General features: G+C 70.2%; 11 protein-coding genes. 2 read left to right on the forward strand and 9 right to left on the reverse strand.

Annotation, left to right across the window (positions count from 1 at the left end; genetic code table 11):
- Positions 1-40: 40 nt before the first annotated feature.
- The 4 genes from N5I75_RS31955 to N5I75_RS31970 all read right to left on the reverse strand — a co-directional run bounded on the left by N5I75_RS31955 (position 41) and on the right by N5I75_RS31970 (position 5,863).
- The gene (locus N5I75_RS31955) at positions 41-523 is read right to left on the reverse strand and encodes a poly-gamma-glutamate biosynthesis protein PgsC/CapC (protein ID WP_476683333.1); all 483 of its coding nucleotides are present in this window, start codon (positions 521-523) and stop codon (positions 41-43) included.
- Positions 520-1,983 (reverse strand): poly-gamma-glutamate synthase PgsB, encoded by a 1,464-nt coding sequence (pgsB, locus tag N5I75_RS31960; protein WP_476683334.1) that lies wholly within the window; start codon positions 1,981-1,983, stop codon positions 520-522. Before pgsB ends, N5I75_RS31955 begins: the two co-directional genes overlap by 4 nt.
- A gap of 16 nt (positions 1,984-1,999) precedes the next feature.
- Complete coding sequence (locus N5I75_RS31965; RefSeq protein ID WP_476683336.1) at positions 2,000-4,228, reverse strand: HAMP domain-containing protein; 2,229 nt, start codon at positions 4,226-4,228, stop codon at positions 2,000-2,002.
- Between the two features lie 318 nt (positions 4,229-4,546).
- Positions 4,547-5,863 carry an alpha/beta hydrolase family protein gene (locus N5I75_RS31970; protein ID WP_476683338.1) on the reverse strand — a complete coding sequence of 439 codons (1,317 nt, stop codon included), beginning with the start codon at positions 5,861-5,863 and terminating at the stop codon, positions 4,547-4,549.
- A 561-nt stretch (positions 5,864-6,424) separates the two neighbouring features.
- Between N5I75_RS31970 and N5I75_RS31975 the strand changes: the two genes are divergently transcribed.
- Positions 6,425-6,859: a hypothetical protein gene (locus N5I75_RS31975; protein WP_476684844.1), complete on the forward strand. Its 435-nt coding sequence runs from the start codon at positions 6,425-6,427 to the stop codon at positions 6,857-6,859.
- Here the strand turns inward: N5I75_RS31975 and N5I75_RS31980 are convergent.
- Both N5I75_RS31980 and N5I75_RS31985 read right to left on the reverse strand, forming a co-directional pair.
- A complete protein-coding gene (locus tag N5I75_RS31980) occupies positions 6,837-7,421 on the reverse strand; it encodes a transposase (RefSeq protein ID WP_476683340.1) in 585 nt (194 codons plus the stop codon). The two genes, N5I75_RS31975 and N5I75_RS31980, sit on opposite strands and share 23 nt — an antisense overlap.
- Positions 7,337-7,939 carry an IS110 family transposase gene (locus N5I75_RS31985; RefSeq protein WP_476684846.1) on the reverse strand — a complete coding sequence of 201 codons (603 nt, stop codon included), beginning with the start codon at positions 7,937-7,939 and terminating at the stop codon, positions 7,337-7,339. Before N5I75_RS31985 ends, N5I75_RS31980 begins: the two co-directional genes overlap by 85 nt.
- 317 nt (positions 7,940-8,256) lie before the next feature.
- On the opposite strand from N5I75_RS31985, the gene N5I75_RS31990 reads away from it, so the two are divergent.
- Positions 8,257-11,055, forward strand: a complete 2,799-nt coding sequence (locus N5I75_RS31990) for an AAA family ATPase (protein ID WP_476683342.1) — start codon at positions 8,257-8,259, stop codon at positions 11,053-11,055.
- A gap of 105 nt (positions 11,056-11,160) precedes the next feature.
- On the opposite strand, the gene N5I75_RS31995 is transcribed toward N5I75_RS31990, so the two are convergent.
- The 3 genes from N5I75_RS31995 to N5I75_RS32005 all read right to left on the reverse strand — a co-directional run bounded on the left by N5I75_RS31995 (position 11,161) and on the right by N5I75_RS32005 (position 14,813).
- Positions 11,161-12,381 (reverse strand): globin domain-containing protein, encoded by a 1,221-nt coding sequence (locus N5I75_RS31995; protein WP_476683344.1) that lies wholly within the window; start codon positions 12,379-12,381, stop codon positions 11,161-11,163.
- Between the two features lie 163 nt (positions 12,382-12,544).
- Positions 12,545-13,501 (reverse strand): alpha/beta fold hydrolase, encoded by a 957-nt coding sequence (locus N5I75_RS32000; protein WP_476683346.1) that lies wholly within the window; start codon positions 13,499-13,501, stop codon positions 12,545-12,547.
- A gap of 808 nt (positions 13,502-14,309) precedes the next feature.
- Positions 14,310-14,813, reverse strand: a complete 504-nt coding sequence (locus N5I75_RS32005; RefSeq protein ID WP_476683348.1) for a hypothetical protein — start codon at positions 14,811-14,813, stop codon at positions 14,310-14,312.
- Positions 14,814-14,974 lie beyond the last annotated feature (161 nt).

The raw sequence follows: 14,974 nt of genomic DNA on the forward strand, positions 1-14,974 counted from the left end.
GCCGATCCTCCTGGACTGTGGGGTGAGAGGGGTGAACAGGTCAGCCGGTGGGCAGGGCGCCGGTCAACAGACCGGCGACGAGCACCACGTAGGTGGCCAGGGTCACCGCCGTGGTCGAAATGACGGTGGCCGCCAGCGGCTGGCGGGCCATCTGGTAGGAGACCAGGCCCGGGACGATGAAGCCAAGGGTCTGTGACGTGTACAGCAGCGGGAACTCATGGTTGAGGGCGAGCATCACGGTGGTCTGCATCAGCACCGCGCACAGCACGACCGCGGCGAACAGCCGTTTGCCGTAGAGGATCACGGTGCGCTGCACCAGCTTCATCAGGAAGTACGTTCCTACCGCCACGACGACCATCAGCCCCGCCATCCGCACATCGGTGACGAGTGTGAGGGCGATCCAGCCCGGGGTGATCATGCCCCCCGGGCTGAGGTTGGTGGTCAGGTAGCAGACGAGCGAGAAGACCAGCCCGAGGGCGATCCCCAGTGCGGCGGTCTGTGCGGTGAGATTGGCGGGGATCACGGGTTCCTCGTGAACTGGGAAGGATCGTAGGACTGATGAGCGTTGTCCGCGGTGTTTCGGTCGTCCGGCCGGTCCCGGCGGGCGGCGGCCCGGCGGGCGAGGTCGCGCTGCTCCGGGATGCGGAGGGTGAATGTCGGTGTCTCCAGCGGCGCCACCCAGCTGTACGGCTCCGGCTCGGGCGGCCGGGCCACCGAGGGCCGCTGCCGGGGCAGGGCGATCTGCATGGTCTCCTGGTCCAGACCGTCGCCGTCGGGAACGACGTCGATCAGGTCCTCGGATTCGTCCACGGGCAGTTCGGCGAGGCGCTCCAGGAACAGCTCGCCCTGGCCGTGGATGTTGCCGATCGCCACCAGTGAGGAGTCCGGGCCGAGTTCCGCGAGGATCGCCGCGGTCACCTCCCCGGGGTCCCGGCGGTCGCCACCGAGATCCACCACTCGCCCGGTGAAGGCGGCCGGGATCGCGTCGCGGGCGCTCTTGGTCGGGTGACCGATCAGGAACACCGTCCGGGCGCCGAGGTCAGGGACGATCGCGCCCATCTGGCCGTTGCGCTCCACCCGGTCCGGGCGGCAGTTGATGAGGACGCCGATCGGCTGCCTGATCGCGCCCAGGTCCTCCAGCTGCTTGACGTTCATGAGCGTCGACTCGGGGTCGTTGGCCGCGAAGACGTTGGCGAACCGCAGCCGCTTGCCCTCGGGGGTGAGATAGCGCTCCACGGACAGTACGCCCGGATCGGGCGGCGCGTCCCACATGCCCTGCATCGCCGTCTGCCGGTCCACGCCGAGCAGTTCGGCGATGGCGAGCGCGATCGCCACGTTCTCCTTGAACGTGTACCAACTGAAGCCGCGCAGTTCGGCGTCGGTCACCGACTCCGGATCGACCGCGATCAGCCGGCAGTTCCGCTTGTCGGCCTCCTCCTGGAGGATGTGCAGCCGGTCCTTCTCCGCCGTCACACACACCCCGCCCACCGGCATCGAGCGGGAGAGTGAGCGGGCGACGTCGTCCAGCGTCGGCCCCATCTCCTCGAGGTGGTCCTCGCGGACGTTGCACAGCACGCCGATCGTGGAGCGGATCAGTTTCTCCTGGTTGATCTCCTGCAAGGCGGGCATCACCGCCATGCACTCGATCACCAGCGCGTCCGGCCGATAGGTCGCCGCCCGCCGTACGATGCCGATCTGCTCGACGACGTTGGCGATGCCGAACTTGCGGTACACCGGCTCCTCGGTGGCGTCCGGATGGATGAACCGCGCCGCGGTGCCGGTGGTCTTGGCCACCGTGACCAGGCCGCCGCCGCGCAGCGCGCCCGCGCACAGCCGAGTGATCGAACTCTTGCCGCGGATGCCGTTGACCAGCACCCGCGTGGGTATCTGCTCCAGCGAGGCGAAGTGCCGCCGCTGCTCCAGGATCCCGGCCGTCCACAGAGCGGCGGAACAGAGCAGGACGATGACATAGAGGAAGAGCACGCCGATTTCCGTTCTTCTACCGCTGGAAGGTGTTCTCGCGCAGGGGCAGGGCGGGCCCCGCGGCCCGGCCGGCTCTGGCCGCCCGGTCCTGTTCCGCCAGGACCTGGCGCACCAGCTCCAGGTTGCGGGTGACCGAGCCGATCTCGTCGTGGTTGACCGGGTGAAGCACCGTGCGGCGGTCTCCGCCGGCGAGCCGCTCGGCGAGCACGGCGACCGCGCGCAGCGGCCGGACCACCACGACGTGCAGCCAGCCCAGTCCTGCCGCGCTCACGGCGAGGCCGAGTATGCCCGCGAGCATGGTGCGCTGCTCGGCCTCCACTGCGGGGATCTGCAGTGCCGCCGCGGGCTCCGCGGTCACCACGTGCCAGCCGAGGGCGGCCGTCGGGCCCTTCTGCGCCAGCGGCGCGGCGGCGTCGACCGATGGCCCTGAGGACGTGCTGTGCACCGCCGAGGTGGCGGTGCCCGTGGTCCCCGGGGCGCCCTTGGTGGCGCGCGCGAGACGGGTCAGGTCGGACTCGGGCAGGGACTGGAAGGCGCGGTAACCCACGCTCGCCGCGAGGACCCTGTCGTCGCGGTCCGTCACCCAGACGCTGCCCAGCTTGGGCCTGGGCAGCAGGGAGTTGAGCGCCTCCACATCGATCTCGCCGAACAGCACCACCCCGGCCGCCGGAGCCTGGCCCTTGCCGGCCCGGACCTGCGCGTAGGCGGCGATCGCCGGAATCCGGCCGGAGGCGTTGACCGTGGTGATCCCGCCGCCGCCGGGCACATGGACGAGGGTGCGCAGCGGCGTGCCGCCCACCCTCAGCGTGATGCCCCCCGAGCGGTCCAGGAGATACAGCGAGCGGTACTGCTTGTGGCCGGCGAGGGAGGTGCGCAGGATCTCGGCCTGGGCGTCCCGGCTGCGTCCCGGCAGACTCGCGGCGGCCTCCTTCAGGTCGGTGTACGACCGGTCGAGGGACTGCCGGACGCGGTTCGCCGCTATCTCGGTGCGCGCCTGCTGGGCGGCGAGGACCGGAGCCGGAACCGCGGTCGCGGTGTCCGCCCGGTTCAGCATGAAGATCATGGGCACGGACCAGCAGGCCACCACCACGACGCCGGCCGCGGCCAGCGCCCGGTAACCCGGTCCGCGCCGGGCCGGGACCTCCTGCGGGCCGCTCTCGCCGAGCAGTTGCCCGCGCAGCGACTCCAGCGCCCGCCCGATCCGAGCCAGTTCTCCGAAACCGTGCACCGGCACCGGCCGGGACAGCTCCGCTTGAGCGGCCGGCCCGGCACCGGTCGCGCCCCGGGCCAGCCGGCCGGCGGACAGGTACACCCGCAGCAGGGGCCGTTGAAAGGAGAAGTGCAACGCCAGACCGAGCACCAGCGCGACCAGGGCCAGCGCCCCGGCCGCCCGGAGCGCGAAGTCCGAATAGTCGGCGGCGGTCGTCGTGGCGGGCGCCGCGCGGGACGTGAGCACCACAAGACCGAGGCCGTCGGTCTCGCCCGGGCCGGTCGCCGATGCGACCTGGGCCCAGCCGGCCACGGTGCGCCGGTCGCCGGTGGCGGCGCCCAGCAGGCTTCCCGAGGCGTCGGTGCCGCGCCCCGACCTGTGCGCCGCGCGCGCCGCCTCCGCGGACAGAGCGCTGCGTGCGGAGGCCGGAGAAGCCGCGCCGCGGCCCGCGGCCGGAGAGGCCGTGCCACGGACCGCGGTGGCGAGCGACGTGCCGCTCGCGTCAAGCACCTCGGCGGTGCGCCCGTCGCCGTACGCCGTGAGGGCGGGGAGCGGCTCGCAGACCACGAGCAGCCACTGCCGGTCGGGCCCGTCCGGGTCCTGGTCGGGTTCGTCCTGCCGTGCGGGCAGGGTGATCTCGGCGAAGTACAGCAGTTGCCGTGTGCCGGCCGATGTCACAAGGCGCGGTGGGATCTTCCCGTGCCCGGACGCCGTCTTGACGATGTCCACCCCGGCCAGCGGTACGGTCTTGCCGCCGGTCGCCAGCAGTCTCCCGGTGCGTGCGTCGAGCAGCGCACGGCCGAAGGGGCCCTCGGTGGCAGAGGTCAGGGCCTTGAGCGCGGTCGCGGACGTCGAGGTGCTCGTGGCCGGGTACGCCTCGGCCTTGCGGCGCACCGCACCCGCCTCGGCATCGATCGCGGTGCGCAGGGACAGCGCGGTGTCCGCGGCGATCCGCTGCTCCCCGTTCAGAACGGCCTGCGGGACACCCGCGGTATGAATCCCTTCCAGGCCGATCACGGTCAGGGCTGCGACCATCAGCAGGAGTACGACGACTGAGGCGACCGGCGGGCGTATCCCGCCGAGCATCGGCATGTCGGCGCGGCGGCGGGTGCGGTGCCGGCGCGGCGCCCGGGGTGCGGAGGACAGAGCAGCGGTCCTTCCTTGAACAGGCGCCGAGCGCTCAGTTGTTCGACAAAGCCATCACCTTAGCGCCCCACGATCACGTGATCATCACATTTGCGCCCCGAGTGGCGTACGTGACACAAACCGCTGCGCGGCGACGGCTCGCCGGAACCGCCGCCGCACGTGCCGAAAGGCCGGACCCGCGTGCGGTCCGGCCCTTCGGACAACCGATCACCGGACGAAGGAGATCTCCGGATACGCGGCGTTGGGCTTGTCGAGCAGAGTGCTGTGCTTCTTGCGCAACTGCTGGTCGAAGAAGGCGGCGAGGTAGTCACGCTGGACCTTCGCCGCCCGGTTCGGGGCGATCGTGCCGTACTGCTTCTGGACCTGCGCCTTGGAGAGCCCGAGCAGGGGCGCCCACTGCGGCACCAGGTACTCGTTGTCGCTGAACGACAGGTGTGCCGCGCCGGCGAGCTTGATGTCGACCCGGTAGCCCTTCAGGTGCGACCACATGGTGCGCCACGTGCTGTCGTTGTTGCGGTTGTGGTTGGCGGAGCTGAACAGCATGTAGGGGCGGTCCAGGTCCTTGCTCTGCGCGGTCCCGAAGTACTGGCCGTCCAGGTTGGCACCGGCGTCGATCCGCTTGTCGAGCTGCATGGCGTTGGTGACCGCGGCGCCGCCCAGCGACCAGCCGAACATTCCGATACGGGAGGTGTCCACCGACTTCGACAGTCCCGAGGGAAGCTTCGCGCGACCGGCGTCCGGGTTGCCCCCGCCGCTGATCGTGGACAGGGCGTTGATGACGAACTTGATGTCCGCCGCGCGCACCTTGAGCGTGTCGGCGGAGCGGGCGCCCGACGGCATCCTGTTCAGCTCAAGACGCTGACCGGGGAACTGCACCTCGTTGGCGTCGTGGGTGTGGTCGACGGTGACGACGAGGTAGCCGCGGCTGGCGAGATCCTGGGCGAGCGTGGTGCCCATCGCGCGGTCCGAGTGCAGCCCGGTCGAGTACAGCAGGACGGGCAGCTTGCCGAGGCTGGTCTTCACCGGGGCGAGGACGTGACCCGCGGTCGTCGGCACGGTCACCTGCCGCGTCGACAGCCCGCGCGTGCCGAGGAAGTGGGCGGCGGCCAGCGACGACTGCCACGGCGCCTTGTAGTGCCCGGACGTGGCGGTGGCCGGATACCAGAGCGTGACCATCAGCTCGCGCGCCTTGTTGCCCGGTATGTACGGATCCGTACGGGATTTGTCGACGAGGTGCAAGCCGACCATGCCCACGCTGTGCTGTCCGCTCGGCGCGGGAATGGTGAGCCGCTGCGGGGACGCGGCCGCGCGGGCGGCCCCGAACGCCTCAGGCTGTACGGGCTTGTGGTGCTGCGGCGCCTCGTCGTTCTCGGGCGCCCAGGGCGTGGCCGGGTCGGGCTGGTCGGCCGGGGGACCGGTGGGCGCGGGCTTGTCGGACGTCTTCCCGGCGGCCATCACCGGCGTCGTCCCCATGGCCAGCGCGATGGCCAGCGCACCCGCCGGACCAACCGCTCTGGCGATCACTCTGTGACGGTGGCGCGGGCGGCGGTGCTTCATGAAACCCCCTTGTAGGTCAGCGATTACGGAACACGCAATCGGCTGCCGTTCACCGTACCGCCGCGACGGCGGACGGATTCGACCGCCATGGCGATGCCCCCGTCACGTGCCGGGCACCTCATCCGGCACCGCCTCGCCCGCAAGGGCATCGATCAGTCCCGGCATGCACCGCCGCCACGAGGCCAACGCGGAGAATCCGCCACCGTACATCGGGTAGCCCTCGCGTCGGGTCGCCTGAAGCGCAGATGCCCTTGCGCACCCGACTTGAGGCTCTAGAAGAACCCGAGCTTCTGCGGGCTGTACGACACCAGCAAGTTCTTGGTCTGCTGTTGGTGCAGCAGTAGCACCCATGCTGAACAGGGAAAACGGTAGTTGGAGCAGCCTTCGGGCGGCGACTGGTCCGGAAGTGGCCCGGATCTTGGCCTGGAGGCGCCGGTCGAGGGCCTGGTTGCGGCTGCAGTGCGAGCGATCCAACTCGGGAACTACCCCCGCGGGCGCGGGGGGTGCCCCTACCTCGATCCGGGCTTGATGGGCTCGTTGCCGGACGTGCGCGTCCCGAATGCCTCGGTTGAGGACTGGCAGGCGGTCCTCGACCTGGTCGCGGAGAAGAGTTGGAAGCGCCAGTACTTTGAAGGAGAGACGGTGCTTCCGGTGCCTCGGGCGGAGGTTGTGCTGTCCCGCCCGGCGGATGCAGAATGCCCGGACCTGCGGGTCTGGCCGACAGTCGATGTGTCGGCGATTTTCCGGTTCCGTCCCAATGATGGAATCGACTTCGACGTCGACCTGCGGGAGTTGCAGGGTCAGGGCCGACTTGATGCGTTCTGCGGCTTCTTCCGGGAGATCGGGCGGCAGCTGGGCAAGCCCGTGCTGATGGACCCGGAAGGCGACGAGGGCCATCCGGTGCTCGGCTTCGATGTCGAGGCCGATCGAGTCGTTCTCCTCACAGACCCGCAGGTCGGGTAAATGCGGCCGACGGCTGCGGTTCGTAGAAGGCGCCGTCGCGGAGCATCACGAACAACACGTCGGCCCGGCGTCTGGGGAGGCAGAGCAGGGCCTGGGTGTGGTGCTTGCCCTGAGCCGTCTTTTTGTCGTAGTAGGCCCGCGATGCCGGGTCGCTCAGGGCGGCGAACGCGGAGAGGAAGAAGGCCCGTTCGAGCTGCTTGTTTCCTCGCCGGGAAGGCTGTTCGCCGCGGAGCGATGAGCCCGAGCTGCGGGTCGCCGGGGCTAGGCCGGCGTATGCGGCGACGTGGCCGGCGGTCGGGAAGGTGCTGCCGTCGCCGACCTCGATCAGGATGCGGGCTCCGGTCCTGACGCCGATGCCCGGCACCGACGTCAGGACCTTCGAAAGAGGGTGGTCCTCCAGGAGTTCCTCGATCCGATTTGCCAACAGTTTGCGCTGGTCAAGGACGGCCTTGTATGAGGCGGCCAGGCTCGGGACGATCAGTGTCGCCGCCTCGGTTCCCGGAACGGTGACGGTCTGCTCGTCCAACGCGGCGCAGATCTCCCCGGCCGGCCGCTCGCCCATCCTCGGGCCTTTGGCTGCAGCAGGGTGACCAGCCGCCGCCGCCCGGTCTTGCGGATCTGGGCCGGTGCCCCTAACCGTCCCAGCAACGTGAGGACAGCCGGGTGCTGCAACCGCGGCCCCAGGACCCGTTCCAGCGACGGATGGATCTGTGTCAGCAGACCGTGCAGCCGGTTGGCGACCCTGGTGGCCTCGCCGGCCAGGTCGTCGTCGAAGCCAGCGATCATCTCCCGCTCAGCGATCGTCTCGTCCTCGCCATCAATCGCTCGCAGCGTGTGGGGCATCGCGCGGGCCGCGTCCGCGATGATGAACGCGTCCTTCGCGTCGGTCTTGGCCTCGCCCGGGTAGAGGTCGGCGATCCGCCGCATCGTTGATCCGGGCAGGTAGGCGACCGGACAACTCATGTCCCTGGCGACCGCCAGCGGCAGGGCGCCGATCGAGGCCGGCTGATCGAATACGACCAGCACTGTTCCATGCTTGTTGGAGTTTTGCGAACAGTTCGCGGAGCTTGGGTTCGGTATTGGGTAGCCGTTTGTCGAACGCTTTCTTCCCGGCCGGGTGACGGCGGTGGCGTGGTATTCGCCCTGACGACGGCGCTCCGTTCGAGCTGTTCTTTGACCGCCTGGAACGTGAGCAGTGGGTTTCCTCTGTTGGCACGGTGTAGCTCTTCAGTACGGTGACCGAGCCGTCGGCACCAGTCTTCGATTCCAGGAATTGAGTCATGCTCTCCTCTCCGGTGACATTCCGCCGCTGAGACGGACGGTCGATGCTCGTCGCGCACGGCACCACGACGCCCGGGGTCAGGTCGACGCTCCGATAGAATGCGGGGACGAAGGACATGACGGAGCAAATCTTCCCGGCGAAGGCGGACATGATGCCTGACATCGCGCCCTTGCGGGGACGACAGGGCGAGTTGGCGGAACTGGAAGAGCTGGTGAGCCGTGCCCGAGGCGGCCGCGCCGGTGCACTGGTCGTCTCCGGTGAGGCTGGTGTCGGCAAAACCGCGCTCCTGGACCACCTCACGGCACGGGCCGCGGCACACGTCCGCATCGAGCGCGTCGTCGCATCCCAATCCGAGATGGAACTTGCCTACGCGGGCCTCCAGCAGCTCTGCAGACACATGATGGGTTCGGCCGCCCGGTTGCCGGTCCCGCAGCAGGAAGCGATCGAGGTGGCGTTCGGCCTGCGCAGCGCGGCCGCGCCGAGCCCGTTCCTCGTGGGGCTGGCCCTGCTGGGGCTGCTGACCGAGGCCGCCGAGGAGCAGGCACTGCTGTGCGTCGTCGACGACGCACAGTGGCTCGACCAGGCGTCCGCGCGTGCCCTCGCCTTCGCGGCCCGGCGTCTGGACGCGGAAGGCATCGCCCTGGTGGTCGCCATGCGGCAGGCCGACCCGGTGTTCGCGGGACTGCCCCACATGCTTGTCGAAGGGCTCGGTCACGAGGATGCGTGTGAACTGCTGCGCCTGGCCGTACCCGGTGGTCTCGACCTGCGGGTACGCGACCAGTTGATCGCGGAGGCCCGCGGCAATCCCCTCGCCCTGCGCGAACTGCCCCGGGCCCTTAGCCCGGCCCAGATCGCCGGCGGTTTCACCCTGACGGGTTCCCTGCCGCTGGAACGCCGCATCGAGCAGAGCCTGGTCGTCCAGCTCGCCCCGCTGCCCGCTCCGGCGCGCCTCCTGCTGCTGCTGGCGGCCGCCGAACCCACCGGCGACTTGGGGCTGCTGTGGCGTGCCAGCACGGTGCTGGGACTGGGGCCGGAAGCCTTCGACGCGGCCAAGGACGCCGAGGCGTTCGTCGTCGGCACCCGTGTCGGCTTCCGCCATCCGCTGGTGCGGTCGGCCGTGTACCGGGCGGCGTCACCGGGGGACCGGCGCCGCGTCCACGCGGCTCTCGCGGACGTGACCAGCCGCGAGCACGACCCGGACCGCAGGGCCTGGCACCGGGCCAGCGCGACACTGCAACCGGACGAGGAGGTCGCCGCAGATCTGGAGAAGTCCGCCGTGCGTGCGCGAACCCGCGGCGGAGCGGCGGCCGCCGGAGCGTTTCTGGAGCGGGCGGCGGAGCTCACGCCCTCGCCGTTCCGCCGCGGGCAGCGACTCATCGCGGCCGCCGAGGCCAAGCACGACGCGGGCGCGTCGGACGCGGCCCTGCGCCTGCTCGGGTCCGCCCGGGTCCTGCCCCTCACAGCGCTGCAGGAGGCGCTCGTGGTGCGGCTGCGCGCGCGGGCCGGCTACGCGCTACGGCGTGACCGCGGCGGGGCGCAGCACCTGCTCGACGCGGCACGGGGGCTCGAAGGGCTCGACCCGGTCCTCGCCCGTGACACCTACATCGAAGCGCTCGCGGCGGCGACCTACGGTGGCAGGCTCGGCGACGCCCAGCAGGTGACCGCCGTCGCGCACGCGATCCTCGGCGCCACGTCCGCCGCCGACGAGACCGACCGGGCGCGGGACCTGATCCTGCGCGGGCAGGCACTGCTCGCCACCGAAGGGCAGACGGCGGCGCTCCCCACCCTGCGACGGGCGCAGCGTGCCTTCCTCGAGCAGGCACCGGACTCGCTCGAACTGCACTGGATGTGGTTCGCCTCCCGCGCCGCCCAGGACCTGTGGGACCCCGCCGGTCTGCGTGCGCTCGCCGACCGGCAGGTCGAACTCGCCCGTGCCGAAGGCGTCGTCACCGTACTGCCGATCGCGCTGAGCCTGCTGATGCTCGTGCAGATGACCGACGGCGACCTGAACGGGGCGGAAGCCTCCTGCGACGAGATCGACGCCATCAAGGAGGTCACCGGCAATCCGCTGCCGCCGTACGGACGGCTCCTTCTCGCCGCGTACCGGGGGCAGGCCGACCAGGCGGAGCGCTTGGCCGAGCGGGTCCGGGCCGACGGGCTCGCCCGCGGCGAAGGACACGCGCTGAGCGCGGCCAACTTCTCCGAGGCGGTCCTCTACAACGGCCTGGGCCGATTCTCCGAGGCGGTGGCCAGCGGCCGGCGTGAACTGCCGTACACTCGCGAACTCAACCTCGCTATGCGCACACTGCTCGAACTGGTGGAAGCGGCCGCGCACACCGGTGAGCGCGCGCTCGCCGAGCAGGCACTGGAACAGTTGGCCGACGTCACACGGCCGGTGGGCACCAGCTACGCGCTGGCCGTCCTGGCCATGGCCGAGGCGCAACTGCGGGCGGGGGACGACGCCGAGCGGCTCTTCCTCGACGCGATCCAGCGCTTCGAGCACGAGCGGATCCCGATCTGGGTGGGTCGTTGCCGCCTGCTGTACGGCGAGGCACTCAACCGCCAGGGGCGGTCCGCCGCGGCGCGCGAACAGCTCCGCGCCGCGCACCGGGTGCTGTCGGCCCGTGGATTGAACGGATTCGCCCAACGCGCCGCGGACGAACTGCGTGCGAGCGGCGAGACTCTGCGCGTCCAGACACGGGGGTCGGCGGCGCGGCTCACCGAACAAGAACTGAACGTGGCGCGCCTGGCCCGCGAGGGGCTGACGAACCGGGAGATCGGCGCCCGCCTGTTCATCAGCGCGCACACCGTGGAGTACCACTTGCGCAAGGTTTTCGTGAAGCTCGGCATCAAGCGGCGCACCGAGCTGAAGACCGCCCTCGCGGGCCTCACCGCGACCCCGTCGAGCGCTTGAACTCCCAGGCGCCGTATTCCACTCCCGCTTCCGTACGCGGGCGTCGGCCGGCGCCCCGAGCAGCCGACCGACGCCCGCCCGCTCACTGCCGGGCGGCCGGCGCTGCTACTTGCTGAGCCACAGATCGGGGCCGAACACTTCGTAGTGGATGGCCTTGGGGCTCAGCCCATGAGCGAGCAGGTCGGCGCGGACGGCCTTCATGAAGGACAGCGGCCCGCACAGGAACGCGGTGGTGCCGGGGATCGGGGACAGGCCCGTGAGGTCGGCCCAGCCCTCGTTGACGTGGTCCGCCGAGGCGTCCGGGTGGTTCGCGGTGTCCTCGTACCACAGGTGCAGCGAGGCGTGGGGCAGCCGCTCGACGAGCGCGGTGAGTTCAAGCCGGTGCGCGTGGAGAGCGGGGGAGCGATCGGCGTGGACGACGGTCACCGGACGGTCGGGCGCCGCGGTGGCCAGGTGCTCCAGCATGGCGAGCATCGGTGTGACACCGATGCCCGCGGAGGCCAGCAGGAGCGGACCGTCGCCCTCGGACAGCAGGAGGTCACCGAAGGGCAGGGACACCCGCAGGACGTCACCGGGGTAGGCGTGGGTGTGCAGCCACGTGGAGACCTCCCCGTCCGGCACCTGCCCGTCCAGCCCGTCCAGGGAGCGCTCGCGCTTCACAGTGAAGCGCCAGGTCCCGCCGCCGGGAGCGCTGGAAAGGCTGTATTGCCGTATCTGGTGTGCTCCGTCCGGCAGTTCGGCCCGCACGCTGACGTACTGGCCGGGGACGAAGGGACGGGTGAGTGAGCCGTCGGCGGGACGCAGGACGAAGGAGGCCGTGTCCGGGGTCTCCTCGTGGCGTTCGACGATCTCCATGCTCTGCCACACGGAGCCGTCCTCGACGTCGGCCTGGGCGTACAGACGCGCCTCCATGGCGATGAGGGCGTTCGCCATGAGCCAGTACACCTCGTCCCAGGCGGCCGCCACCGCCGGGGTCACGGCGTCGCCCAAAACCTCCGCGACGGCCGCGAGGAGGTGGCGGCCGACGAGGGTGTACTGGTCGGACGTGATGCCCAGTGACGCGTGCTTGTTCGCGATGCGGCCGAGTATGGCGTCGGGGCGCTCGTCCGGGTGCTTCACGAGAGCGGTCGCGAAGGCGGCGACGGCACCGGCCAGCGCCTCGCGCTGGACGCCGCTGGCCTGGTTCGCGCGGTTGAACAGGTCGCGCAGGAGCTCAGGACGCTCCTCGAACATGCGGCGGTAGAACAGGTCGGTGATCGTGCCGAGAGAGGCTCCGACGGCGGGGAGCGTGTCGCGGACGATCAGGGCCGACTGACTGGAGAGCATGCCTACTCCAAACTGGGATCTGAGATGCGTATTATCTGACGTGCCACGGTCCTTCTGGGCGGCCCGTCTTCTCAGTGAGACAGGACAGCGGCCGGACTTGTGACGTCACAACAGGAACCGGCCGCTGACGGACGACGGGTAAGCCGGAGACCGGGCGCCGGAGCTAGGGGATCCGAGGGCTGCGGACGACTCCCTGGGCTTGGAGGAACGCGCGGACGGAGGCGTCGAACCGGGCGGGCTGTTCGAGGTGTGCGAGATGCCCGGCCTCCTCCAGGATCATCAACTCGGCCTTGAACAGGCCCTCGCGCAGCAGCGCGGCCCATCGTGGCCCGCAGATGAAGTCGTGACGGCCCGCCAGGACCAGGGCCGGTGCGGTGAGGAGGGGCAGTTCGTCGCGGAGGTCGAAGGGAGATTCCTCCCCGAGGGACGGTTCCGCGTACATGCGCAGCGTCCGACGAGCGGGCGCAAACTCGGCTTCTCTGCCCCAGTAGTCGTGGAGATAGGCCGGCATCAGTCTGCGCAGGACGGCGGTGGCGCCGTCGTCGTCCAGCAGACCGAGACGCGTGGTGAGAGTGGCGGCGTAGTCCGCGACCTCCGGATGGTCCTCGACGTGGTCCTTCACGAACCGTTCCATGGCGGTGACTGCCGCCGACCAGAACTCCTCGTCCGCGACCGGTGAGGTGTCGTAGAGAACGAGGGCAGTGATCTGTGCGGGATGGTCGAGGGCGTACCGTTGGGCCACGAAACCACCGTGGGAGTGACCCAGCAGGGCGAACCGTGGCACGTTCAGGTGCTGGACCACGGCGTGCAGGAAGTGCGCGTACGTGGCCACGGTGTAGTCGCGAGGATCCGGGAGCCGACCGGAGTCACCCGTGCCGACCGGTTCGACGTAGACCATGGTCAGGAAGTCCTCGAGACCGGGCATGCGCAGGTACTCCCAGCCGATGCCCGGTCCGCCCGAATGGGCGAGGCACACGGGGCCCGAGCCTGCGACGTGGTAGCGCAGTGCGACGCGTGCTGGACCGTGTGGAACGGTGATCGTGTGCGTGCCGGGAGACAGAGGGGCGGAAGGATCTTCGGGTGTGCGCGGGAGAGTTTCCGGCCGATGCGTGTGCTTCACGTCGTCCCATGATCCGCGAGGGGCGGAATCATCGCAAGGAGAAACACACCGAGTGATCACACTGTTATGCACTGCGTCTTGGCCGAGTGGCGCCTCCCCGGCCAGGCGCCACCTCGGTGGCCCCCCGCAAGGCGGTGGCCGCGGCGTCGTGGGCATGAGGCGGCACACCTATAGCTGGAGCCCACCGTGGATGCGAAGGACGAGGCCCGGGGTCAGGGCGTGCCCGGGAGCTGCCCGGCGCAGGGGCTGCAGCAGGCCGAAGCCCCCAACGTCGGTTATGTCCTGCCCTGCCGGGCGGAAGGCGCGGCCGCTCCTCGGACTGTTCCTGGCCAGGCGAGCGCGCGCAGCGGTCGCGCGAGTACCTGGCTGGAGGAGACGTCCACGCCCGGTCAACTTTTCCACTGACGCAGCATGACATCCACACTGTCCCCACGATCCAGGCACGGTTGGCCCGCGGGCCGCGATGCGCGTTCCACTGCTGAGGGGGAGAGGTTCGGAAGCGCGCACGGGTCGTTCACGATTACCAGTATGAAGCGGTGGAAGCGCCCTTCCGTCCAGCCGGTGAGCCACTCGCACCACACTGTATGGAGGACGAAGGAGACGGCTACGGCGGTGTCTTCGGAGCGTGTGAATGTGAGGTAGAATCTTCACAGTGTTCACGACGTTGGGTTGGACACCCCACACATGGCGCCGGGAACACTCCCCTGCCACTTCAAGCCTGGCGGGGGTACTGTGCCCCGGACGCCCACCGATCCCCCGCGCGTCGGCGTCCGGGGCCAGTCTCGTTGGCCGGCGGGAACTGCTGGGATCATCCGGCGCGGTAGAGGCCTCGGCCGCTGCGCCGGACACGCGAGGTGCCGACGAGCCGGTCGAGCGTGCTGCGGACGGCGTTGATGCTGCCGCTGTCGGTGGCCCGCCCCAAGGCCACCGCCACGTCCCGGGCACGCACGTCGGCGTCGCCGACCTCCGCGAAGTACTCCAGGATCTGTTCGGTCAGCCTGCCGTACGTGCGCTCCGCCGTGCCGGCTCTCGGCCGGGTCGCGGCCCGCGCGGGACCTGTGACGCGGCGCCGGGCAGCGCCGCCGGTGGTCTCGGGAGCGGTCGCGGGCCCGGCCTCCGCCGGGCCCGCCGCAGGGGACGCCATGATGACTTCCAGAGCGCCCAGTGCCCGTTGAACGGTGTCGAGATGGGCGACGACGGCGGCCAGTTCCCTCTCCAACGCCCGCCTCTGCAGCTCCAGACGGCCGAGATCGACCTGGAGGCTCTCAGCCGTCACTTCGATGTCGCGTGTCGAGCGAGATGCCGGAACCATGTTTTCCTTCAAGGAGTGCTGGAACGTCGTCATCGAATGGGCCCCAAGGTCACCGTGATGAAGATCTGGTGGCGATGTGATGGAAGTCCACCTGACAATTGTTGCCACTGACACATGGAAAGCGCAACGGGTGAGCGCACAGTGGGCACCGAGCCGCCGAC

It is taken from the genome of Streptomyces sp. R818 (assembly GCF_056172735.1).

What these genes read in the sequence shown, in the direction of transcription:
- N5I75_RS31980 (WP_476683340.1), bottom strand. Translation starts at nt 7,421, where the DNA reads ATGGGCGAGCGGCCGGCCGGGGAGATCTGCGCCGCGTTGGACGAGCAG.
- N5I75_RS31965 (WP_476683336.1), bottom strand. Translation starts at nt 4,228, where the DNA reads ATGGTCGCAGCCCTGACCGTGATCGGCCTGGAAGGGATTCATACCGCG.
- N5I75_RS31975 (WP_476684844.1), top strand. Translation starts at nt 6,425, where the DNA reads ATGGGCTCGTTGCCGGACGTGCGCGTCCCGAATGCCTCGGTTGAGGAC.
- N5I75_RS31990 (WP_476683342.1), top strand. Translation starts at nt 8,257, where the DNA reads ATGACGGAGCAAATCTTCCCGGCGAAGGCGGACATGATGCCTGACATC.
- N5I75_RS32005 (WP_476683348.1), bottom strand. Translation starts at nt 14,813, where the DNA reads ATGGTTCCGGCATCTCGCTCGACACGCGACATCGAAGTGACGGCTGAG.
- N5I75_RS31995 (WP_476683344.1), bottom strand. Translation starts at nt 12,381, where the DNA reads ATGCTCTCCAGTCAGTCGGCCCTGATCGTCCGCGACACGCTCCCCGCC.